The sequence below is a fragment of the Arthrobacter sp. NPDC058288 genome, assembly GCF_042880995.1.
Lineage (GTDB): Bacteria > Actinomycetota > Actinomycetes > Actinomycetales > Micrococcaceae > Arthrobacter.
In genome coordinates this window covers 29,585-50,295 of sequence record NZ_JBHVYH010000011.1, presented here as the reverse complement: position 1 = coordinate 50,295, position 20,711 = coordinate 29,585, and the positions used below count along the sequence as shown (strand labels likewise).

Annotated in this window: 20 protein-coding genes and 1 pseudogene; 4 read left to right on the top strand and 17 right to left on the bottom strand. The window is 66.2% G+C overall.

Going from position 1 to position 20,711, the window contains the following annotated elements:
• Window positions 1–71 precede the first annotated feature (71 nt).
• Entirely contained in the window at window positions 72–1,448 is a 1,377-nt protein-coding gene (locus ACFVWT_RS21340) for an MFS transporter (protein ID WP_390251440.1), read from the top strand.
• A gap of 136 nt (window positions 1,449–1,584) precedes the next feature.
• Here the strand turns inward: ACFVWT_RS21340 and ACFVWT_RS21335 are convergent.
• The 6 genes and pseudogenes from ACFVWT_RS21335 to ACFVWT_RS21310 form a co-directional block, all read right to left on the bottom strand.
• Window positions 1,585–2,618 (bottom strand): annotated as a pseudogene (locus ACFVWT_RS21335) (mannitol dehydrogenase family protein).
• Between the two features lie 28 nt (window positions 2,619–2,646).
• On the bottom strand, window positions 2,647–3,612 hold the full coding sequence (locus ACFVWT_RS21330; protein WP_390251438.1) for a carbohydrate kinase: 966 nt from the start codon (window positions 3,610–3,612) through the stop codon (window positions 2,647–2,649).
• A 2-nt stretch (window positions 3,613–3,614) separates the two neighbouring features.
• Window positions 3,615–4,676, bottom strand: a complete 1,062-nt coding sequence (locus ACFVWT_RS21325; protein ID WP_390251436.1) for an NAD(P)-dependent alcohol dehydrogenase — start codon at window positions 4,674–4,676, stop codon at window positions 3,615–3,617.
• Window positions 4,677–4,711: 35 nt separating this feature from the next.
• Entirely contained in the window at window positions 4,712–5,629 is a 918-nt protein-coding gene (locus ACFVWT_RS21320; protein WP_390251434.1) for a carbohydrate ABC transporter permease, read from the bottom strand.
• Window positions 5,626–6,594, bottom strand: coding sequence for a carbohydrate ABC transporter permease (locus ACFVWT_RS21315; protein ID WP_390251432.1), 969 nt, complete (start codon window positions 6,592–6,594; stop codon window positions 5,626–5,628). Before ACFVWT_RS21315 ends, ACFVWT_RS21320 begins: the two co-directional genes overlap by 4 nt.
• Window positions 6,595–6,620: 26 nt before the next feature.
• Window positions 6,621–7,967, bottom strand: a complete 1,347-nt coding sequence (locus ACFVWT_RS21310) for an ABC transporter substrate-binding protein (RefSeq protein ID WP_390251430.1) — start codon at window positions 7,965–7,967, stop codon at window positions 6,621–6,623.
• A gap of 284 nt (window positions 7,968–8,251) precedes the next feature.
• Here ACFVWT_RS21310 and ACFVWT_RS21305 point away from each other — a divergent pair, with 284 nt between their 5' ends.
• The 3 genes from ACFVWT_RS21305 to ACFVWT_RS21295 all read left to right on the top strand — a co-directional run bounded on the left by ACFVWT_RS21305 (window position 8,252) and on the right by ACFVWT_RS21295 (window position 10,081).
• The gene (locus ACFVWT_RS21305) at window positions 8,252–9,175 is read left to right on the top strand and encodes an AraC family transcriptional regulator (RefSeq protein ID WP_390251428.1); all 924 of its coding nucleotides are present in this window, start codon (window positions 8,252–8,254) and stop codon (window positions 9,173–9,175) included.
• A 162-nt stretch (window positions 9,176–9,337) separates the two neighbouring features.
• Window positions 9,338–9,637 carry a DUF4193 domain-containing protein gene (locus ACFVWT_RS21300; RefSeq protein WP_390251426.1) on the top strand — a complete coding sequence of 100 codons (300 nt, stop codon included), beginning with the start codon at window positions 9,338–9,340 and terminating at the stop codon, window positions 9,635–9,637.
• Window positions 9,638–9,697: 60 nt separating this feature from the next.
• Window positions 9,698–10,081 carry an RNA-binding S4 domain-containing protein gene (locus ACFVWT_RS21295; RefSeq protein WP_011693407.1) on the top strand — a complete coding sequence of 128 codons (384 nt, stop codon included), beginning with the start codon at window positions 9,698–9,700 and terminating at the stop codon, window positions 10,079–10,081.
• A 16-nt stretch (window positions 10,082–10,097) separates the two neighbouring features.
• On the opposite strand, the gene ACFVWT_RS21290 is transcribed toward ACFVWT_RS21295, so the two are convergent.
• From ACFVWT_RS21290 to ACFVWT_RS21240, 11 genes are all read right to left on the bottom strand, one after another.
• The gene (locus ACFVWT_RS21290; RefSeq protein WP_390251424.1) at window positions 10,098–11,189 is read right to left on the bottom strand and encodes an L-idonate 5-dehydrogenase; all 1,092 of its coding nucleotides are present in this window, start codon (window positions 11,187–11,189) and stop codon (window positions 10,098–10,100) included.
• Window positions 11,189–11,959: an SDR family oxidoreductase gene (locus ACFVWT_RS21285; RefSeq protein ID WP_390251422.1), complete on the bottom strand. Its 771-nt coding sequence runs from the start codon at window positions 11,957–11,959 to the stop codon at window positions 11,189–11,191. Before ACFVWT_RS21285 ends, ACFVWT_RS21290 begins: the two co-directional genes overlap by 1 nt.
• Window positions 11,956–12,900, bottom strand: a complete 945-nt coding sequence (locus ACFVWT_RS21280; RefSeq protein WP_390251420.1) for a 2-hydroxyacid dehydrogenase — start codon at window positions 12,898–12,900, stop codon at window positions 11,956–11,958. The genes ACFVWT_RS21285 and ACFVWT_RS21280 overlap by 4 nt, the downstream gene beginning before the upstream one ends.
• 46 nt (window positions 12,901–12,946) lie before the next feature.
• Window positions 12,947–13,696: an SDR family oxidoreductase gene (locus tag ACFVWT_RS21275; RefSeq protein WP_390251418.1), complete on the bottom strand. Its 750-nt coding sequence runs from the start codon at window positions 13,694–13,696 to the stop codon at window positions 12,947–12,949.
• Between the two features lie 57 nt (window positions 13,697–13,753).
• Complete coding sequence (locus ACFVWT_RS21270; RefSeq protein ID WP_390251416.1) at window positions 13,754–15,094, bottom strand: MFS transporter; 1,341 nt, start codon at window positions 15,092–15,094, stop codon at window positions 13,754–13,756.
• Window positions 15,095–15,145: 51 nt separating this feature from the next.
• Complete coding sequence (locus ACFVWT_RS21265; protein ID WP_390251414.1) at window positions 15,146–16,159, bottom strand: biotin-dependent carboxyltransferase family protein; 1,014 nt, start codon at window positions 16,157–16,159, stop codon at window positions 15,146–15,148.
• A complete protein-coding gene (locus ACFVWT_RS21260) occupies window positions 16,156–16,881 on the bottom strand; it encodes an allophanate hydrolase subunit 1 (RefSeq protein ID WP_390251412.1) in 726 nt (241 codons plus the stop codon). The genes ACFVWT_RS21265 and ACFVWT_RS21260 overlap by 4 nt, the downstream gene beginning before the upstream one ends.
• A 1-nt stretch (window position 16,882) precedes the next feature.
• The gene (locus tag ACFVWT_RS21255; RefSeq protein WP_390251410.1) at window positions 16,883–17,671 is read right to left on the bottom strand and encodes a LamB/YcsF family protein; all 789 of its coding nucleotides are present in this window, start codon (window positions 17,669–17,671) and stop codon (window positions 16,883–16,885) included.
• Between the two features lie 135 nt (window positions 17,672–17,806).
• Window positions 17,807–18,622, bottom strand: coding sequence for an ABC transporter permease (locus tag ACFVWT_RS21250; protein WP_052500618.1), 816 nt, complete (start codon window positions 18,620–18,622; stop codon window positions 17,807–17,809).
• A 2-nt stretch (window positions 18,623–18,624) separates the two neighbouring features.
• Window positions 18,625–19,545, bottom strand: a complete 921-nt coding sequence (locus ACFVWT_RS21245; RefSeq protein ID WP_390251407.1) for an ABC transporter permease — start codon at window positions 19,543–19,545, stop codon at window positions 18,625–18,627.
• On the bottom strand, window positions 19,542–20,672 hold the full coding sequence (locus ACFVWT_RS21240; protein ID WP_390251405.1) for an ABC transporter ATP-binding protein: 1,131 nt from the start codon (window positions 20,670–20,672) through the stop codon (window positions 19,542–19,544). The genes ACFVWT_RS21245 and ACFVWT_RS21240 overlap by 4 nt, the downstream gene beginning before the upstream one ends.
• Between the last annotated feature and the right edge of the window lie 39 nt (window positions 20,673–20,711).

Here is a 20,711-nt window from a genome sequence, read left to right as displayed (position 1 = left end):
CCTTGCACCACCATCCGAACAACGACGTTACGGCCGAGCCTGCGTGCAGGCTCTTCACGAGGAGAAACTCCGTGGTCACTGAAAACCCAAACCTGAAATACGCCGAGGCGAGCACTCAGGGCACTGCCCTGCATCCGGAAGTGTCACCGGCCGAACTGCGCCGCACCTCGATCTCATCCTTCCTGGGCTCTGCCTTGGAGTACATGGATTTCACGCTCTACACGCTGGCAGCAGCGCTGGTCTTCGGACCGCTCTTCTTCCCCAACACAGACCCGGCCATGGCACTGATGGCCAGCTTTGCCGCCTTCGGTTCCGGGTTCCTTGTCAGGCCTCTGGGCGGGATCTACTTCGGCTATCTCGGGGACAAGTACGGGCGGAAAACTGTTCTGGTCATTACCGTCGGGATGATGGGGATCGCCACCCTGGGGATGGGTCTGCTCCCCACTTTCGCCCAGATCGGCATTGTCGCCCCCATCCTCCTCGTGCTTCTGCGGCTCATCCAGGGCTTCGGTGCGGGCGCCGAATTGTCCGGGGCCTCGCTGCTGCTGGTTGAATCCGCCCCCATCGGCAAACGCGGTTTCTACGGCGCTGTGGTGGCACTGGGGACAGCGACCGGTGTGCTTCTGGCCAGCGGCCTGTGGCTGCTGCTATCGCAGATGCCGAAGGAAGAATTCCTTGCCTGGGGGTGGCGCATTCCCTTCCTGCTGAGCGTGGGCACCACCCTGGTGGCGCTGTACCTGCGGCGCAGCATCAGCGAATCGCCGGTCTTCGAGGCGGTCAAGGCCCGGCGCGAGGCGGCGCGCGCCGAGACCAGGCAGCAAAGCGTCTGGCGTGACGCGGCGGACGCCAAGAAGTCATTCCTGGTCTCACTGGGCATCAAGCTCGGTGAGAACGGCTCGGTCTACCTCGTCAAGGGCTTCCTTATCGGCTGGACGGTGTCAGTGGTGAAAATGGACGCCAACCTGGTCACGACCGGCGTGACGCTCGGCTCGATCCTGGGCGTCGCCACAGTTCTGCTGACCGGCAAGCTCACGGACCGGTTCGGCCGGCGCAGGGTCTGGCTCTGGCTCTCCGGCTTCCAGTTCGCCTTCACCATCCCCGCGATGCTGATGATTGAAACCCGGAACCCCGTGCTGGTGGCCCTCGTCTTCGTCATCTTCGTCGGCGGTCCGCTGCCTAACATGTACGGCGTGGAGTCCACTTGGTTGGTGGAGATGTTCGGGTCCAAGCGCCGCTTCTCCTTTATGACGACAGTCAAGGAGATTGGCGCCGTCCTTTCCGGCGGGCTGGGGCCCATTATGGCCGCCGCCGTCGTTGCTGCTACCGGGCCGGGCTGGGTCCCGGTCGCCGGCATCCTGATGATCTACGCCGCGATCGGATGGGTGGCCGGATTCTTCGCTCCGGAAACCCGCGACCGGGATCTCAATTCGGAGGCCGACGCCTTCTGAACCCATTCGCCGGCCGGGGTCCTGCGCGGACAGCACAGTGACAGCAGTGCTGAGCCGAAGGTTGAGATGCCACTTCATTCCACCACGAACGTAATGACGACGGCGGGACCTCCCGCCGTCGTCCGTTTGCGTTGACCTACGAACGGGACCGCAGGGATTCCAGCGTTCCCCGGGCACCGGCGCGGTGGAGATCGCCCAGTGCCCGGAGGTAGGTGGCAACGAAGACAGGGTTGTCCACCAAATCGCCGAAGACTTCACGGTTGGAGATAAACGCGAGCGGTTCATCGCGCTGCCGGGCGGCGGCCGCCATGAGAGGCTCTTTCAACCGGTCGACAACGTCGATGGGGTTTCCCTGTTCGTCGGTTCCCTCGTCATACCTGGCCCAGCTGGCAACGATCGCCGCGGCCCGGCGGATCTCCCCGCCCTTTTCGAGGTTAATGCGGATCACCGGGACCAGCCATTTGGGGATCCGGTCCGAACTTTCCGCGCATAGCCTGGCCAGGGTGTCCGGCACATGCTCGTTGGAGAACCGCTCAATGAGAGTCCGCTTGTAGGCGTCAAGGTCGATGCCGGGGACGGGCTGGAGCGTCGGGGTGGCTTCCTTGTCCATGTAATCCAGCAGGAATTGCGCGAACAAACTGTCCTGGGCCACCTCGTGGGCCTAGCTGGTCCTCAAGGACCCACTGTTCGAACGGTTCACACACCACGGGCCACGCGTCCTCGACGTCGAATTCCTCGGCGATTGCCTCACGGTCGGCGTCGGTGGTTACGGAGGTGATGCGGTCCACCATGCTGGCGAGCGCTTCGGTGACGAGTCCGAAGGTCGTCCTGGGTGCAGCTCCGGGTTGGAGGTCGTGGACCACGTCAGGGTTGCCGGCGTCGGAGTCGCCCGTGACATGGTGGAAGTTGTAGCCGCCCTCGGTGACTGTCAGCGAAGAGGTACTCGATGATCGAACCGATGACCCGCCCTTCCCGGGTTCCGTCCGGGTTCTTCACCACCAGGGTGTACAGGCAGCCTTGGCTGTCCATCACCTGCTTCATGCGGGCATCGCCGGGCAGGACGCCGACGCCGCAGACGGCCCAGTCGTGAGCCTTGCCGGCGTTCATCAGCCGGTCCAGGTTCATGGCCTGATGGGCGCGGTGGAATCCGCCCACGCCGAAGTGGACGATCCCGGCGGTCAGGCCGGTGCGGTCGTAGCTAACCTTCCGATGCAGTGAGGGAGCCGGTCAAGGAACCCAGTTCTGCTGACGTGGGCGGATTGGCGCCCGGCCGTGAACAGGTGATGGCAGCGGACCTGTTCGCATAGACGGCCAGGGCGTGCAGTTCACCCGGGGTGATGTCCTGCAGGCGTGACCGTGCGGGAGCACCCAGCGCGTCCAGCTGGGCGAGGCCGCAGATAAGACCGGCCATGAACGAGTCTCCGGCCCCGACGGTGTCCGCCACCGTGATGGGTTCGGCGGCCAGTTCCACGCTGCCGCTCCGGGTCATGAGAACCGGACCGTCCGCGCCGCGAGTGAGGGCCACTAGGGACGGTCCGGACTCGAGCCAGGCTGCCAGCGACTCCTCCGGCGACCTGTCCGGGTAGAGCCAGGACAGGTCCTCATCGCTGGCCTTGACCACGTCGCTGGCGGCCACGAAGGCTTCCGCCTGCGCGCGTGCCGCCGCCACATCGGGACTGATCCCCGGCCGGCAGTTCGGGTCATAGCTGACGGTCGCGTTCTCCCGGGCCGCCTTCACGAGGGCAAGCGTGGCCTGGTCCCCCGGCGGGAGCACAGCTGCGATCGACCCCGTGTGGACGTGGACGGACCCCTCGACGGCGGCCAGGGCAGGAAGCGACGCCCCGTTGATGTCCCAGCTGATGTCGAAGACGTACGTCGCTGCGCCGCCAGGATTGAGCGTGGCGGTCGCGGTTGACGTTGGTGCGCTGCCGCCCCTGATCACCGCGACTCCGTTGGAGTGCAGGTGCTCTTCGATCATGAGCCCGTACCGGTCATCGGCGTAGTGCGTCACGAGGTTCGTCGCCGGGCCGAGCCGGGCAACCCCCACCGACACGTTAAGCGGGCTCCCGCCCGGGTGTTCCCGGGTGGGCCCTGCGTGGGTGGAGCCCGACCGGCGCGGGTCGCTGATGATGTCGACGAGGGATTCGCCAATGACGGTGATCATGGTCAGCGGCCCGGGTAGACCACGGCTTTGAGCTGCCCGGGCTGCTTGCCGGCCTTGAGCGCCTCCTCGGAGTCGGCGAGGGCGAACCTGCCGGTCACCAGGATGTCCAGGTCCACTTTCCCGTCGGCGATCAGCTGGATGGCCAGCGGCCAGGTGTTGGTGTAGCGGAACACTCCGGAGAGCCAGATCTCCCGGTTCTGGATGTACGAGACGGGGAGTTCGACGTCGCCAGCCCCGAGCCCCACAAGGATGACCCGCCCGGCCGGCCCCACGGCCTTGATGCCGGACCGGACAGCCTGGGGTGCGCCGGAAGCGTCAATGAAGGCATCGACGTCGAGTCCCTCCGCGCTGTCCGTCTTCGCGTTCAGCGCGTGGGTTGCCCCGTGTTCCAGGGCGAACGCGAGCCGGTCTTCGGCGATGTCGCTGATATAGATTTCGGTGGCGCCGAACGCACGGGCGGCTTGGGCGGCGATGATGCCGATCGGACCGGCACCGGCGATCAGGACCCGGCTGCCCGGCTTGATCTCGGCACGTTCGCAGGCCCAGAGCCCTACCGAGAGGGGTTCGATCAGGGCCGCCGCCTCATCGCTGACGCTGTCCGGGATGTCGTAGGCGAAGTCGCTCTGGATGGTCACGTATTCGGCGAACGCGCCGTCGATCGGCGGGGTGGCGTAGAACTCGATGTCCGGGCACAGGTTGTAGCGGCCGGCCTTGCACTGCTTGCAGGTGCGGCAGGGGCGCTGGGGTTCGACGGCGACCCGCTGGCCGACGCGGGCAGGGTCAACGGAACTGCCGACGGCGGCGATCCGGCCGGAGAGTTCGTGGCCCAGGATCAGCGCGTGGTCCACCACGTAGGGGCCGATCCGGCCGTGCTCGTAGTAGTGGACGTCGCTGCCGCAGACGCCGACGGCGGCGACCTGGACCAGGACCTGGTCGGCGTCGAGCTGCGGGACGGGCAGGGTCTCCAGGGCCATGTCGCCCTGGCGCTTGAGGATGGCGGCACGCATGGTGGCGGGCAATTGGGCGTGCCCCTGCGAGACGGACTGGGCGGTTGGTGTTGTCATCTGGGTAATCCTCTGGGAATCGAAGGGACGGCGGGCTATTTCACGGCGCCGAGGGAGAGTCCCTGGACGAGCTTGTCCTGGGCGGCAAAGCCGGCGAACAGCACCGGGAGCGAAATGACGACGGCTGCGGCGCAGACCTTGGCGAGGAAGAGGCCCTGGCCCGAGACGAAGCCTGTCAGGAAGACCGGGGCGGTGCCTGCCACCACACCGGTCAGGACCCGGGCCAGGAGCAGTTCATTCCAGCTGAAGATGAAGCAGATCAGGGCGGTCGCGGCGATGCCGGGCATCGCAACGGGGGCGATGATCTTGCGGAGGGTCAGCAGAAGGTTGGCGCCGTCGATCTGGGCGGCTTCCAGCATTTCCACCGGTACTTCTGCAAGGAATGAGCGCATCATCCAGACCGCGATGGGGAGGTTCATGGAGGTGTACATCAGGATCAGGAACCAGATGTTGTCCAGGGCTCCGACGGTCCGGGCGAAGAGGTAGAGCGGCAGGATCGCGGCCACCACGGGCATCATCTTGGTGGAGAGGAAGAAGAACATCACGTCGGTCCACTTCTTCACCGGCCGGATGGACAGGGCGTAGGCCGCGGGGATGGCCAGGACCAGGACGAGGACCGTGGACAGGATGGAGGCGGTGGCGGAGTTGATCAGGGAAGGCCACGGGCTGACGCCGGACGTTTCCCCGAAGAACTCCTTGTAGGCGTCCAGGGTCAGGTTCGCGGCGATCGACGGCGGGTTGGTGGCCGCGTCCGTTTCGGAGTGGAAGGACGTGAGGATCATCCACACGACCGGGGCGGCGAAGAGCAGGGCGAGCAGCCAGGCCGCGAAGCCGGCGGCGGTGTTGTTGCGGGTGGGGTCCATCCGGGATTTGCCGCGCCGGCGTGAACCGGCGTTCAGGGCGGTCGGTCCGGAAAGGGATTTACTGGGTGCGGCCGGGGTGAGGGTGCTCATCGTGCTGCCTCCTTCTTGAAGAGTGAAAAGACGGTGCGGAGTGCGAAGGTCGCCACGATGATGGTGCCGATGACCACCACGACGCCGGCGGCTGATGCCAGGCCGTATTCGTTGGCGAAATAGAACGTCTGGTAGATGGCGTACGGCAGGTTCGCCGTGCCCAGTCCCCCTGCGGTGAGGGTGAAGACGGCGTCGAAGTTCTGCACGATGTAGATCGCGCCGAGCAGGCCGCCGAGCTCCAGGTACTGGCGCAGGTGCGGCAGCGTGAGGTGCCGGAAGATCGCCCACGACGTGGCGCCGTCCATCTGGGCCGCTTCCACGGTGTCCATGGGCCGTGACTGCAGGCCGGCGAGCAGGATGAGCATCATAAACGGGGTCCATTGCCAGACCAGGGAGACGATGACCGCCATCAGGGGTGCCTGGGAGAGCAGGTCCAGCTGGGGCGGCGTGACGCTGCCGAAGAGGGACCAGATCCAGGTCAGGATGCCGTTGATCAGCCCGTACGCGGGGTTGAGGAGAGCATGCTTCCAGATGAGGGCGGCGGCCACGGGGACCACCAGGAACGGCGCGATCAGCAAGGTGCGTGCCAGTCCGCGGCCAATGAACTTCTTGTCCAGCAGCAGCGCCAGGCCCAGGCCGATGAGCAGGCTCGCCAGGACGACGGCGACGGTAAGGAGGATGGTGGTGAAGATCGCCTGGCGCAGGTCCGGGTCGGTGAGGACCGTGATGTAGTTTTCCAGGCCGGCGAATGCCGTCTTGTCCGGGCTGAGGCTGTTCCAGTTCAGGAACGAGATGATCAGCGTCACCACGAACGGGAGCTGGGTGACGACGATGAGGAAGACCAGGGCCGGGAGCAGCGGCGCGCGCCGTGCCCAGGCCAGGGCGCGTTCACGCGACTTGGCGTTCCTGGATGGTTTGGCTGCGGTGTGTCCCGATCGGGAGATACGCGCCGTTGCGGTAGTCATGGGATTCTCCTGCGGTTTGGTTGGTGCTACTTGTACTTATTGCCGATTTTTTGGGCGGCTTCCTGGCCCTTGGCCAGCGCGTCAGCCACAGAACCCTGGCCGGCGATGACGGAACTGACACCCTGTGAGACGTTGGTGCCCAGCGCAGCGAACTCCGGAATGCCCACGAACTGGATGCCGACGGCGGGCCGCTCCTGGGCGCCGGGGTTCTTCGGGTCGGCGTTTTCAATGGCGAAGCGTTCGGCCTCGAAGAACGGGGCTGCCTTCTGGAATTCGGCATTCTCGTAGGTGGAGATGCGCTTGCCGGAGGGGACCTTCGCCCAGCCGAGCTTGGACGCCACGAGTTCCTCGTACTCTTTGGAACTGGCCCAGGCGATGAACTTCCCGGCGGCATCCTGCTTCTTGGAGGCGGCCTGCACGGCCCAGGACCAGGTCCACAACCAGCCGGAGGACTTGGTTTCCTTCACGGGGGCCTGGGCGTAGCCGATCTTCCCCTTGACGGGTGACGCCGCGGCTTCCAGTGCCCCGGCGGCGGAGGTGGCGTCGTACCACATGGCCACCTTGCTCTGGCTCATGTTGTTCAGGCACTCGGTGAAGCCGGCCTGGGCGGCGCCCAATTCACCGTGCTCGCGGACCAGTTTGGTGTAGAACTCGGTGGCTGCGGTGAATTCCGGGCTGTTGACCTGGGCGTTCCAGTCCTTGTCGAACCAGGTGCCGCCGAAGGTGTTCACCACGGTGGTCAGCGGCGCGAAGACCTGGCCCCAGCCGGGCTGTCCACGCAGGCAGATACCCTTCATTCCCGGGGCCGCGCCGTCCACCTTTGCCGCGATGTCAGCCACCTCGTCCCAAGTGGGCTTCTCCGGCATGCTCAGGCCCTTGGCGTCCAATATGTCCTTCCGGTACATCAGGAAGGACGATTCGCCGTAAAATGGTTCACCGTAGAGCTTGCTGTCCCTGCCGGTGAGGGATGCCGTGTAGGCCGGCAGGATGTCCTCCTGGTTGAACCCGGGGTCCTTGGCCACGTTGTCCAGCGGTGCGAGCCAGCCGTTGGCGGAATAGAACGGAATCTCGTAGTTGGACAGGGAGGCAACGTCGTACTGGCCGGCCTGGCTGGAGAACTCCTGGCTGATCTTGGCGCGGACGTCGTTCTCGGGCAGGATCGTGTAGTTGACCTTGACGCCGGTCTCCTTGGTGAAATTCTCCGCGGTGAGCCGCTGGAGGTCCTCCATCTGGGGGTTGTTCACCATCAGGACGTTGATGCTGTTCGGGTCACCAGCGGAATTGCCTCCGCCAGCACCGGCACAGGCCGTGGCGCTCAGGGCGACGCACAGGGCGCCAGCTGCCAAAGCGGCAACGCGGGTTTTTGGGCGCATTAAGGACTCCTTTGTACTTCAGGGGGTGCAGCCGCTGTACTTCGACTGCTGCGTCGAGGTATCGGACCGGGGCGGGGCCTGCCATCGGGTATCCGTGGTGCCGCGCTGATGTTCCTCAACTTTAGGCGTGTGCGGTAGCGCACAACTAGCGCCCTGGTTGCCAGTTTCTGATACTTATTTTCCCGACGGTTCCCGGCTGTTCGCCTCCGGCAGGGGCTAACCTAGGGGAAAGGCTCCTGCCCGCCGTCCATTTTTCATAACCACCGATCCCATGGAGAACCACCATGAGTGCCGCCGACCCCACCGACGGAGCCACCGCCAGGCTGGCCGAAAGGCTGCTGGGGATGCGGGCCAACAGGGAGGTCATCCCGCCCGATCCCAACCACTCGGTCCGTTGGCACCAGCACGACTACCCCAGCCCCGTGGCCCGGTGGAACTACCATCCCGAGTACGAGATCCACCTGATCCGGAAGGGCACCGGGAAGTTCATCGTGGGAGACCACATCGGCACCTTCGAGGCAGGCCACGTGTCCCTGGTCGGCTCCGGCCTGCCGCACGACTGGGTCAGCGACCTTGAGCCAGGCGAAGTGCTGGCGAACCGGGACGCCGTCATCCAGTTCGACGGAAAATGGGTCGAGCAGACCGCGGCCCTGGTCCCGGAGATGGCGGAGGTCAAGCCCCTGCTGGAACAGTCCGCACGCGGGATTGAGTTCCTGGGCCGCTCCGCCGGGAAGGCTGCCGCGTCCATTGAGGCGATGGGCACCTCCTCCGGACTGGAACGGCTTCATCACCTCTTTGAACTGTTTGCTGTCCTTGCCCATGCACCTGCGGAAGAGCGGCGGTATCTTGCCGATGAGTGGTTCCGGCCGCAGCTGGACGGCCAGGCCGCGGCCGTGGTGGACATCATCCTGGAGTACGTGTTCAGCAACCACGCCGGAAACGTCAAGATGTCCGAGGCCGCAGCCCTGGTGGGAATGCCTGAGCCCACCTTCTCGAAATACTTCAAGCGCGCCACCGGGCAGAACTTCAGCGACCTGGTCCGCAAGCTCCGGCTGGCGCACGCACGGCGCCTGCTGGAGCGCAGCGACAAAGCAATTTCCGAGATCTGCTACGAAGTCGGCTTCTCCAACCTGTCCAACTTCAACCGGCATTTCCTCAACGATGCCGGGGAAACCCCGCGGCATTACCGGCAGCGGGTACAAAGCTGACCTCCTCCCCCAGCGGACGACGACGGGACTTCCCGCCGTCGTCCGCTGACGTTTGGTGCCGCAGCGGAAGCCCTTTTATGTTCCCGCCGGAGTGGCTAAGATGTGTTTTCTTCGGACGGTACACAGACGCCGTCTTCGTCTTCTCCAGGGAGAGACCGGCTCATGGCAACCGACTACGACGCGCCCAGGGTGTCCACCGAGGACGAGGCAAACGAAGCGGCCGACGTTCTCAAGCCAGAGCGCTCTGCTACGCAAACGTCCCAGATCGACGTGGACGAGTCCGACCTTGCCGACTCCTTCGAGCTCCCGGGAGCTGACCTGTCCCATGAGGAACTCCTGGTGCAGGTCATCCCTGTCCAGAAAGACGAGTTCACCTGCATGTCGTGCTTCCTGGTCCATCACCGCAGCCAGCTGGCCCGCGAAAAGGACGGAATGAAGTACTGCAAGGATTGCGAAGGATAGGTCACGCCTGCTGCTGGACGGTCGCTGGACGATCGCGTCCCGCTATACTCGGCTGCAGTCATGAGCAGCCTTCCGTCAGCCCCCGCCACAGTCCGTATTGATGCCTGGCTGTGGGCCATCCGTGCCTACAAGACCCGCTCTGCGGCCACTGCCGCCTGCCGGGCCGGGCACGTCCGGCTCAACGGAAACCCCGCCAAGGCCTCGCAGTCGCTGGTTCCGGGCGACACCGTCCGGGTCCGCCAGCCGGGTTACGAACGGATCCTTGAGGTCCGGCGGCTGATCGCCAAACGAGTGGGCGCCGAGGCAGCCGCACACTGCTTCACCGACCACACCCCGCCCAGGCCGGTGGCGCCCGCACTCGGTCTTCCGCAGCGCGACCGCGGAACCGGGCGGCCCACCAAGAAGGACCGCCGCGAAATGGAACGCCTGCGCGGCCCGGCCTAGGTACTAGACCTGGCGGTCACGCTGCGGCCCCGAAGCTCAGGAGCACCTTGCCGGATTCGGCGGAGTTCCGGGCGACGCCGAACGCCTCGAGGGCTGCCTCCACCGGGTACTCATGCGTAATCACCGGATCGATCTGCAGGGTGCCGTCGGCGAGGGCCGCGATGACGTCGTCGATCTCGTCGTTGAAGCGGAAGGAACCCTTGAGCTCCAGTTCGCGCGTGATGGCCAGGGAGATCAGGACGGGCTGGGGCCCGGTGGGCAGCAGGCCCACCATCACCACCGTGCCGCCGCGGGTCGCGCCCTGGATGGCTGATGCCAGTCCGTGGTGGTTGCCGGAGGATTCAATCACGACGTCGGCCTCGACGGCGGCGATCGCTTCCGCGTCGCCGGCGGCGAGGACCTCGTCCGCGCCCACGGCCGCAGCGATCTCCAACGGCTTGGGATGCATGTCCACGGCCACGATCCGGGCCGCGCCGGCCCGTTTCAGGACCGCGACGGCCAGCGCGCCGATGGGGCCGCTGCCGATCACCAGGGCAGTCTTCCCGGCGACGTCCCCGGCGCGGGACACCGCGTGCCATGCCACGGAGGCGGGCTCGATCAGCGCGGCCGTGCGCAGGCTAAGTCCCTCCGGCAGCGCGCGCAGCATCCGTACCGGCAGGTTCACGTACCGGCTGAACGCCCCGTCGGTGTGCGGGTAACGGGCGGCGCTGCCCAGATAGGTGCAGCCCGGGGACAGGTTGGGCCGGTCCGCCGGATACCGCGCCGCGCCGGGTCCGGGTGTGGCCGGATGAACGGCGACGGCGGTCCCCGCGGCCGGGCCGGTGCCGTCCGCCGCGGCGCGGACCACGGTCCCGGAAATCTCGTGGCCCAGAACCAGGGGCGCCTTCAGGATCGATTCACCGGCCGCACCGTGCAGCCAGTAGTGCAGGTCCGAGCCGCAGATGCCGCCGAATGCCACTTCCACCACCGCTTCACCGGCAGCCGGGGCCGGGACAGGCACGTCGTCGATCCGCAGATCGCCCGCGGCATGGGCAACAACCGCCGGGCCCGAGACGGGAAGGGCTCCGACGGGAAGGGCTGCGCTGACGGACTCCGGTGACATCGACATCAGACCACCACCGTCATTCCGCCGTCGATGAAGATGGTCTGGCCGTTCACGAAGTCCGAACCGTCCGAGGCCAGCCACACCGCGGGCCCGGCCAGGTCCTGCACCGTCCCCCACCGGTTCGCCGGGGTCCGGCCCAGGATCCAGGCGTTGAAGTCCTCGTCATCGACCAGGTTCTGCGTCATCTCGGTATGGATGTAGCCCGGGGCGATCCCGTTGATCTGCAGGCCCGAGGCCGCCCACTCCGCGGTCATGGCCCGGGTCAGGTTCCGCAGCCCGCCCTTCGCCGCGATATACGGGGCGATGGTCGGGCGGGCGAGATCGGCCTGCACCGAACAGATGTTGATGATCTTCCCCCGCCCGCGCGGAATCATGTGCCGCGCCGCTTCCCGCCCCACCAAAAACGCGCTCGTCAGGTCCGTGGAAATCACCCGCTCCCAGTCCGCGACATCCAAATCCAGCATCGGCACCCGGTGCTGGATCCCGGCATTGTTCACCAGGATCTCCAGCGGCCCCACGTTCTCCTCCACCCACGCAACACCCCGCGCAGCCTCAGTATCGCTGGTGACATCGAACGCGCAACTGTGCACCCGCCCCGGCGCATACTCCGCGGCCATCGCAGCCTCAGCAGCTTTCAGCCGTTCAGGATTGATGCCGTTCAGCACCACCGTCGCGCCGGCGTCCGCCAGCGCCCGCGCCAGGGCATTGCCGATCCCCCGGCTCGAACCCGTCACCAGGGCAACACGCCCCGTCAGGTCAAAAAGTGCATTCATGCGAAAGGACCGGCCTGCACCAGGTTGGCGGGAGCCTGTCCCGCCGCAAGGGCTTCAAGCTGCTGCCGCAGGAGCTTCAGGATCCTCGGCTGGAACGCCGATGCATTGCCGCCGATGTGAGGGGTGATCAGGGCGTTCGGAGTGGACCACAGCGGGTGGTCCTGGGGCAGCGGCTCGGGATCAACGACGTCGAGCGCGCACTGCAGGCGGCCGGACAGGACTTCCTTGGTCAGGGCAGCCGTGTCCACCACGGAGCCGCGGCCCACGTTCACCACAAGTGCGCCGTCCGGGAGGGCGGCGAGGACCTCTTCGCCGATCAACTGGTGGGTCTGCGGGTTCAGGGGCAGCACCGTGACCAGGATGTCGTGCGTGGCGGCGAGCGCGGGCAGGTCCGCGGAGGCGTGCACCTCGCCGTGTTCGTCAGTGCGGGCTGCACTGCCCACCCGGGTGACAGTGACTTCGAAGGGTTCCAGGCGACGGGAGATTTCGTGCCCGATCCCGCCGACTCCCACCAGCAGCACGCGCCGGTCCGCCAGGGATTGGCGCCGCTCCGGCCGCCACAGGCCGTACTGCTGGTCCCGGACCGCCTGGTCGATGCCGCGCAGCTTCGCAAGGATCAGTCCCACGGCCAGTTCGGCGGTGGCCGCGGCGTGGACGCCGGAGGCGTTGGCCACGCCGGCCGCCGGCCCGGCAGCCTCGATGACGCCGTCGTAGCCGGTGGACTGCGTCTGCACGAACTTCAGGTCGTCGACCTTGGCAAGGGAACCCAGTACGGCGGACGCGTCGATGTACGGGAGGATGACGCCGTCGATCTCACCCGGCGTCCCGCCGTCGGGATCCGTCTTCAGGTCCCACACCACTCCCCTCAGCCCTTCGGGCAGGGGTGAGAGATCGGCCAGCAGTTTCGGGTCGGGGAAGCTGACGGTGCGGACTGTTTGCATCGAAGAACCTATCAATCGTGGGGAGTAATGAAGCGGGCGCGGGCGGTTAGCGCCGGTCGAAGGTGAGGCCGCCGGGGACCTGGAAGGTGGGCATGAGTTCGAGCATGCCCACGTTCACGTGCCTGGGCGTTTCGATCGCGTAGTCCATCGCGTTGACGATGTCGTCCGTGGTCAGCGATTCGTAGCCCTCGTAGTACGTCTTCCACGCCTCTTCCATGGCTTCCGGAGTGCCGCCCATGTTGCGGCCGAAGATCTCCGTTTCCACCCGGCCCGGGCAGATCTCGGTGACTCGGATGCGCTTGCCCACGGTGTCGTTGCGCAACTGCCGGGATACCTGGTGGACCGCTGCCTTGGTCGCGTGGTAAACGGTGTGGCCATAGAAGTTATAGAGGCCCGCGATGGAGCTGATGTTGATGACGTGCCCGCGGTCCCGTTCCACCATGCCCGGCAGCACCAGCCTGGTCAGCTGGAGCAGGCCGCGCAGGTTCACGTCAATGAGTTCGTCGATGTCGCCCTCGCTGGAGTCCAGGATGTTGCCCGGCCGGGATACACCGGCACAGTTCACCAGGACGTCCACCTCAAGATCACCGACGACGGCGGCCAGCGCCGCGGTGTCGGTCAGGTCGACGACGTGCGGGACTGCGCCGGTCTTGTCCGCCAGTTCCTTCAGGCGGTCCTCGTTGCGGGCGAGGGCATGGACGGTGAGTCCGCGCTTGGTAAGGCGTTCGGCGATCGCGGCGCCCATTCCGGTGGAAGCACCGGTGACGACGGCAGTTGAATAATCTGAAAAAGGCATGGAAGTCTCCTGGTGGATTGCGGTGCAGTAATGCAGGTGCAGTGATGAAGCGGGTGGTCAGGCGTCGCGGAGCGGCAGGTGCGCCCGGTCCTTGACCGTGCTGACGGCGGCAAGGGTGCCCAGCGCAGTGATGACGGCATAGAACGCTGGCATGTAGATGTTGCCGGTGGATGAGATCAGCCAGGTCATCAGCAGCGGTGCCGTGCCTCCGAAGAGTGCCGACGAGATGTTGTAGCCCAGTCCGTAGGCCGAGTAGCGGACCCGGGTGGGGAAGAGTTCCACGATCAGGATGTGGATCACTGCGGTGTGGCCGGCGAAGACGACGGCCATGATGCAGGCGCCGAGGATGGCCAGTGCCATCTGGCCGGTGGCGATGAGCGCGTAGGAGGGAATGCCGAGGACGGCCATGGCGATCGCGGAGCCGGCGATGACTTTTTTGCGGCCGACGCGGTCCGAGAGGGCGCCCATGAAGGGGATAGCGATGCAGATGACCACCAGGCTGCAGGCAGTGACCAGGAGGGCTTCGCCGATGGTGAAGTTGAGCTGCTTGCCCTTGAGGAAAGTGGGCATGTAAGAGAACAGGACGTAGTAGCCGGAGCCGTTCATGAGCGGGATGAAGAGGGCCAGCAGCATTGCCCGGCGGTGTTCGGCCGAGGCAAACGCTTCCTTCAGCGGGTTCTCGGACAGCCCGCCTTCTTCCTTGAGCTTTTCAAAGTTGGGGGTGTCGCTGATCGCCTTGCGGATGTACCAGCCAATGATGCCCATGGGGATGGCCACCAGGAACGGGATGCGCCAGGCGAACGCGCCGAAGCCGCCGCCGTCAATCGCTGCCTGGGTGAGCCAAGGAGACATGGAGAACGCGACGAGCGTGCCGGTGAGCAGGGCGGCGAAGGAGGCGATCTGGGCGTAGGACGTGATCACGCCGCGCTTGCCTTCGGGTGCGTGCTCGGCGAGGAAGGTCATGGCGCCGGCGGCTTCTCCGCCAACGGAGAAGCCCTGCAGCATGCGGAGCAACACCAGGAGCACGGGGGCCGCGACGCCGATGGCCGCGTAGGCGGGCAGCAGGCCGATGCCCGCCGTCGCAACGCTGATCAGCAGGATGACGAAGACCAGGAGCTTCTGCCGCCCGATCCGGTCGCCCAGGTAGCCGCAGACCACGGCGCCGAGCGGCCGCACGAAGAATGATACGGCGTATCCCGCAAAGACGAACAACAGGGCGTTGTCCGGGTTGCCGGGTGCCAGGAAGACGAGGGCAAGGGTGCCGGCCATGAAAGCGAAGATGCCGTTGTCGTAGAGTTCGACGAAAATCCCCACGCACCCGGCGGTAATGACTTTCCGGGTTTGCCTGGCACTGAGCCGGTCCTGCTGCGGGGTGGTCTCGCGCATTGATGTTGACATGTTCATTCCTAACCTAAATCTTGTGCGAAAAGACGGGGCCATCGGTGTTTCTCAGCTGCCTGCTGCCGGTACGAGTTCCGGCCAGCCGGGCTGCCTGCCGATGCCCAGGAGGGAGAAGACGGTGCTGACTGTGGACCGGAGGGTTTCCAGTTCCCGCAGCGCGGCCCGATGCTTGGCTGTTGCTTCCGGGACGGTGGTCTTGCGGAAAGTTATGGTGTGCCCGGGCCTTGCCTGGGCAAGGACGTCCAGTGAGCGGCTGGTGACCACCGCGAGCACGGGATAGCCGGCGGTGACTCCGCGTCCGCGGTGCAGCACCAGGAGTTCCTCCCGGGACGGCACTTCGATAGCCCCCACCGGAACGCCGCGGGACAGCACTTCCGCTGTGGACTGGCGTTCGGGAAGCGCGCCGCCGAGGCGCAGGCCGATGTGGTTGCTCCGGCCGCTGACGGTGTACTCGGTGTTGTAGAGAAGGTCGGCGGTATCCCCGAACTCGTCCACGTCCGGGCCGTCCGTGACTTCCACAACCGCCCGGCTGCTGAATTCGGGCCGGGTCAGACCCAGCCGGAACAGCGGCAGGTCGAAGTACGGCTGCCGGATCGGTCCGACGCTTCGTGAGGTCTTCAGTTCGGTGCCTTCTGACAGCCGCAGGCCGAATCCGACGACGGTGTCCGGGGCGCAGCTGCCGAGAAGGACGGGCGCCTCCACCGAGCCGTGAACGGCAACGTAGGCCCGCAGGCCGCCGGTGATCCGGCGCAGCGCCACCGTTTCACCGGCCCGGACGGACACCGGTTCCCACTGCGGGCATTCGCGCCCGCCCACCGTGAGGTGCAGGGGTGCTCCGGTGACGGCGATGAGGATGTCGGTGGTGGCGCGCATCCGGAAGTCCAGGGCGGTGACCTCCAGCAGCGGTGCGTTGTCGGCGTTGGCGGCGAGGATGTTCGCTGCGCGGGCGGAGAACTGGTCCAGGGCGCCGTTCACGGGCAGCCCGAACCGGGGTCCCCGGAAGCGCCCCAGGTCGGTGACCACCGAGTTGCCGGGCTGCTGGATGATCAACGAGCCGTTCATCGTGCCGCCTCCAGTTTCAAGCCGGCGAGGCTGGCGAACTCTTCGGGCTGGATCTGGTGGAACCTGACCACGTCGCCGGGAACATACGGGACGAGCGGTTCGCTGGCGGCGTCGAGAACGGCCAGGGGTGTCTGGCCGATGACGCACCATCCGCCGGGTGCCGCCGCCGGGGCGATGACTGCCTGACGGCCCGCAACGGAAACGGCACCTGCCGGGACGGACAGGCGGGGGTCCTTCAGCCGCGGGACCGGAAGCGGGAAATCGGGCCCGTCCATCATGGGCGAGCCGGCCGGGGCACCGAGGCAGCGGATCACGTAGGACTTGGCCGTATGGAGGGCAATAACCTCCTGGATCGACAGCTGCTCATGGGCGGCAACCCGCTCCAGGTCCGGACCGTACTCCCCGCCGTAGACCACGGGGACCTCGAACGTGCGGGGAGCCCGGGACGGCGCACCGATGAAATCGAGCTGGCGCAGGCCCATCAGTACAAAGGCTCGGACCTGGCGTGCCGAGGTGACCCCGGGGTCGAATTCCACGAGCAGTGAGTCGTACGTCGGCACAGCGCCGTGGACGCCGTCGGCGCCGGCTTCCTCAAGCCATTCGGCGAGGGCATGCACGGTGGTCCAGTTGGCTTCGGTGTCCGGAGAGGAAGCGACGACGCGCAGTGAGGCGTCCCCTGATTCGTAAACCTCCACCGGAGTTGGGATTGGGGTGGCTGCCATGTCAGGCGGTCTTCACTTTGGCGCCAAGGACCTGTGCCAGCGGGGCAATCGTCACTCCGGCACTTTCGAGTTCGGCGCGTACCTGCCGGGCCAGCTTCACCGCGCCAGGGGTGTCGCCGTGCAACAGGACCGTGTCGGCGGCGATGGGCAGGTCGGTGCCTGCCACGGTGGAAATAAGCCCTTCGCAGACCATCCGGACGGTGCGGTCCACGATGGCCGAAGGATCATGGATGACGGCGCCGGGGCGGCTGCGCGGCACCAGTGTGCCGTCCGCCTCGTAGGCGCGGTCTGCGATGCCCACGATGGCCACCGGGAGCCGCCGCGCGGCCGCCGCGGTGGCCAACTCGCCGTCCTGGGCCAGGACGATGAGGTCCGGGTTGATACGGGCGGCGGCGTCGGCCACTGCGTCGGCATAGTCGGCGCGGGTGGCCACGAGGTTCCCGAGGCGGCCGTGCGGTGCAAGGTGGGCGACGCCGGCGCCGTGATAGGCGGCGAAGGCGCTCAGTGCGCCGAACTGGTAGACGACGTCGTTGCGGACCTCGTCCGCGGTCAGGTCCATGGCGCGGCGGCCGAAGCCGCGGAGGTCGGGGAAGCTCGGGTGCGCCCCGATGCTGACGCCGCGGCGGACGCATTCGGCCACGGTCGCGTGCATGATGTCCGGGTCCCCGGCATGGAAGCCGCAGGCGATGTTGGCGCTGGAAACCACTTCGAGCAGGGCCGCGTCGTCGCCCATTGAGTAGGCGCCGAAGCCTTCTCCGAGATCTGCGACGAGATCAACGATGGGTCCCATTGAGTGCCTTCCTGGGTGGGTGTGGTTCGGTGTGCCGTTTTGACCGGCTTCTGCAAAAAAGTCTGACACCGCGAGTTTGATCACACAAAGACGTAATCGGTGTCACGGGATAGCTGGCGGTTATGACAGGAGTGCTCAGCGGAGGGCTTTGCGGAGGCCCATGACGCGTTCCACCACCACTACTACCGCGAGGGATATCAGGATGAGGATGACGGACAGGGCCGCAACGGCGGCGTCTGCCGAGTTTTCCACGTACCTGAGCACCTGCACCGGCAAGGTGGGCAGCCCGGATTCAGCCACGAAAAGGGAGATGACGGCTTCATCGAAGGAGACGATGAACGCAATGACACCGCCGGCAATAACGCCCGGCTGGATGATGGGCAGGGTCACCCGGCGGAAGACCGTCCATGAGTCTGCGCCGAGGACGCGTGCGGCCGCTTCACAGGACGTGTCGGTGGTGGCCAGGCTCATCAGGGTGGTGCGGATGACGAACGGGATGGTGATGGCCACGTGGCCGATGATGATGCCGGCGTAGGTGTTGGTCAGCCCCAGCGGACCGAACAGCAGCACCATGCCCAGGGCCAGCACGATGCTGGGAATCAGCAGCGGCGAGAGGAAGAACGACTGCACGGCTGCCTTGGCCTTGAAGTCGAACCTGTCCAGCGCCAGCGCGGCCGGCACGCCCAGCGCCAGGACAATCAGCGTGACGATGACGGCCACGATGAGGCTGACCTTCATGCCCTCCATGAACGTGCTCTCCTGCGGGAGCATCTCGTACCACTTCAGGGTCAGCCCTTCCGGCGGGAAGGACAGGTACTGGTTCGAGGCGAAGGAAACCACGCAGACGATCAGCAGCGGTGCCAGCAGGAACAGGTACAGCAGGAACACCAGCAGCCCGAAGGCCGGCTTGGCGGGGTTGAAGCGCGGCTTGAATATCCGGACGTCGCTCACGGTCAGCCTCCGATCTTTTTGGTGAGGCGCTGGTAAACGGCGATGATCAGGCCGAAAAGCACCAGCAGGATGACGGACAGGGCGGCGGCGAAGGGCCAGTTGAGCAGGCCGGTGGTCTGGTCATAGATTTCGGTGGCCAGGACCTGCACGCTGCCTCCCCCCAGGAGCCGCGGGGTGATGAAGGTGCTGATGGCGAGCACAAAGACCAGCAGGAACGCCGTCAGGAGGCCGGGCAGGCTCAGCGGGAGCGTGACCCGGGTGAACACCTTGAACTTGCTGGCGCCCAGGGAGCCGGCTGCTTCCTCGAGCTGGGGGCTGAGCCGGCCGAAGCCGGAGATCATGGCCAGGATCGCGTAGGGCATGAAGATCTCCACCAGCCCGATGGTCACACCGGTCATGTTGTTGGTGAGCTTCAGGGGTGTGTCGATCAGGCCCAGGCCCTCGAGGGAGGAGTTGATGAGGCCGTTGGTTCCGAGGATCACCATCCATCCATAGGTGCGCACCACGGCCGAGGTCAGCAGCGGGGCGATGGCGATGGCGATGAGCAGCCCGCGGTACTTGCTGGTGCTGCGGGCCAGGAAGAGGGCCACCGGGTAGGACACCAGGACGCAGAGGATGCCCACGGTCACGCCCATCTGGAACGTGTCCAGGGTGACGCGCCAGTAGTACGGGTCGGTCAGGGGTTGGATGTAGGTGTCCAGTGTGAACGTCTCAACGATGACGCCGTCCGGGGCGCCCTTGTTGAAGGACATCCGGATCATGTAGGCGAGCGGGAACACGAAGCTGACCAGCAGGCCCAGGAGCCCGGGCAGGAGCAGGGCGAGGTAGGTGCGCCGGTTGCGCCGTTCGGTGGCTTTTTCCAGCAGGCCCTCGTCCTGGGCTGGCCGCTTTTCCGCGGCAACCGGCGTTTGCAGGAGAGTCATGCCGCCAGCCTTGCCGCAGACGCAGGCGCAGGCGCGGGCAGGAGGTAGGCGTCCTCGGGCGCCCATGACAGGTACGCTGCGTCCCCGGCGCGGGGCAGGTCGCCGCTGGAGGTCAGCAGCTGTGCCTGCAGCTGCTGGTCGCCCACGCGGACGGCCACCGCCAGGGCATCGCCGGTGTAGCTCACCCGTTCGATGGTTCCCGCGACGGGTGCCTGGTCCGTTCCGGGGCGCAGGGCCACGGTGAGCCGGTGCGGGCGGATCACCACTTCGTGGGTGCTACCTGAGAGGCCCGCTTCGCCGACGGCGCCGAACTGGCCCAGGCCGTCGACGTCCACCTTGTAGTAGCTTTCGCCGGCGAGGCTGGCCCGTCCGGTTTCAGCGCCCACCCGGGCGGTGAGGAAGTTGGCCTGGCCGATGAAGTTGGCCACGAAGTGCGTGCGGGGGCGTTCGTACACGTCGGTGGGCGAACCGAACTGTTCGATCAGGCCGCCGTTCATCACGGCGATCCGGTCGGCCATGTCCAGGGCCTCGTCCTGGTCGTGCGTGACGAAGAGCGTGGTGGCCCTGGTGCGCTGCTGGATGGACCTGATCTCGGTGCGCATGGTTTCGCGGAGCTTGGCGTCCAGGTTGGACAGCGGTTCATCGAGAAGGAGAAGCGTGGGCTCCACAACGAGGGCCCGGGCCAGGGCGATGCGCTGCTGCTGGCCGCCGGAGAGTTCCTTGGTCTGCCGCTTTCCGAGGTGGCCGAGCTGGACCATATCGAGCGCCGCCGCAACACGGGCTTTTTGCTCGGATTTCGGCGTTTGGCGCATTTCCAGGCCGAAGGCCACGTTTTGCTCCACGTTCATGTGCGGGAAGAGGGCGTAGGACTGGAACACCATGCCCATCCCCCGCTTGTTGACCGGTGTGTGGGTGATTTCCTTGCCGTCCACCACAATGGAGCCGGCCGTCGGGTCCATGAGGCCGGCCACCATCCGCAGGGTGGTGGTCTTGCCGCAGCCGGACGGGCCGAGGAGCGCCACCAGGTGCCCCTCCTCAACTTCCATGTTCAGGCGGTCGACGGCGGGTTCAAGACCTGCTGCATATCTTTTGGTCAGATCTACGATCGACAGTTTTGGTTCAGTCACGGGTTCAGTTCTCCTGAAGTGAAGTTGGGGAGGGGCACC

Excerpts from the sequence above, each read along its gene's own strand:
- ACFVWT_RS21265 (WP_390251414.1), bottom strand. The coding sequence starts at position 16,159 with ATGAACGGCTCGTTGATCATCCAGCAGCCCGGCAACTCGGTGGTCACC.
- ACFVWT_RS21320 (WP_390251434.1), bottom strand. The coding sequence starts at position 5,629 with ATGAGCACCCTCACCCCGGCCGCACCCAGTAAATCCCTTTCCGGACCG.
- ACFVWT_RS21310 (WP_390251430.1), bottom strand. The coding sequence starts at position 7,967 with ATGCGCCCAAAAACCCGCGTTGCCGCTTTGGCAGCTGGCGCCCTGTGC.
- ACFVWT_RS21275 (WP_390251418.1), bottom strand. The coding sequence starts at position 13,696 with ATGCCTTTTTCAGATTATTCAACTGCCGTCGTCACCGGTGCTTCCACC.
- ACFVWT_RS21315 (WP_390251432.1), bottom strand. The coding sequence starts at position 6,594 with ATGACTACCGCAACGGCGCGTATCTCCCGATCGGGACACACCGCAGCC.
- ACFVWT_RS21305 (WP_390251428.1), top strand. The coding sequence starts at position 8,252 with ATGAGTGCCGCCGACCCCACCGACGGAGCCACCGCCAGGCTGGCCGAA.
- ACFVWT_RS21330 (WP_390251438.1), bottom strand. The coding sequence starts at position 3,612 with ATGATCACCGTCATTGGCGAATCCCTCGTCGACATCATCAGCGACCCG.
- ACFVWT_RS21285 (WP_390251422.1), bottom strand. The coding sequence starts at position 11,959 with ATGAATGCACTTTTTGACCTGACGGGGCGTGTTGCCCTGGTGACGGGT.
- ACFVWT_RS21260 (WP_390251412.1), bottom strand. The coding sequence starts at position 16,881 with ATGGCAGCCACCCCAATCCCAACTCCGGTGGAGGTTTACGAATCAGGG.
- ACFVWT_RS21245 (WP_390251407.1), bottom strand. The coding sequence starts at position 19,545 with ATGACTCTCCTGCAAACGCCGGTTGCCGCGGAAAAGCGGCCAGCCCAG.
- ACFVWT_RS21255 (WP_390251410.1), bottom strand. The coding sequence starts at position 17,671 with ATGGGACCCATCGTTGATCTCGTCGCAGATCTCGGAGAAGGCTTCGGC.
- ACFVWT_RS21270 (WP_390251416.1), bottom strand. The coding sequence starts at position 15,094 with ATGTCAACATCAATGCGCGAGACCACCCCGCAGCAGGACCGGCTCAGT.
- ACFVWT_RS21280 (WP_390251420.1), bottom strand. The coding sequence starts at position 12,900 with ATGCAAACAGTCCGCACCGTCAGCTTCCCCGACCCGAAACTGCTGGCC.
- ACFVWT_RS21295 (WP_011693407.1), top strand. The coding sequence starts at position 9,698 with ATGAGCAGCCTTCCGTCAGCCCCCGCCACAGTCCGTATTGATGCCTGG.
- ACFVWT_RS21325 (WP_390251436.1), bottom strand. The coding sequence starts at position 4,676 with ATGACAACACCAACCGCCCAGTCCGTCTCGCAGGGGCACGCCCAATTG.
- ACFVWT_RS21300 (WP_390251426.1), top strand. The coding sequence starts at position 9,338 with ATGGCAACCGACTACGACGCGCCCAGGGTGTCCACCGAGGACGAGGCA.
- ACFVWT_RS21290 (WP_390251424.1), bottom strand. The coding sequence starts at position 11,189 with ATGTCGATGTCACCGGAGTCCGTCAGCGCAGCCCTTCCCGTCGGAGCC.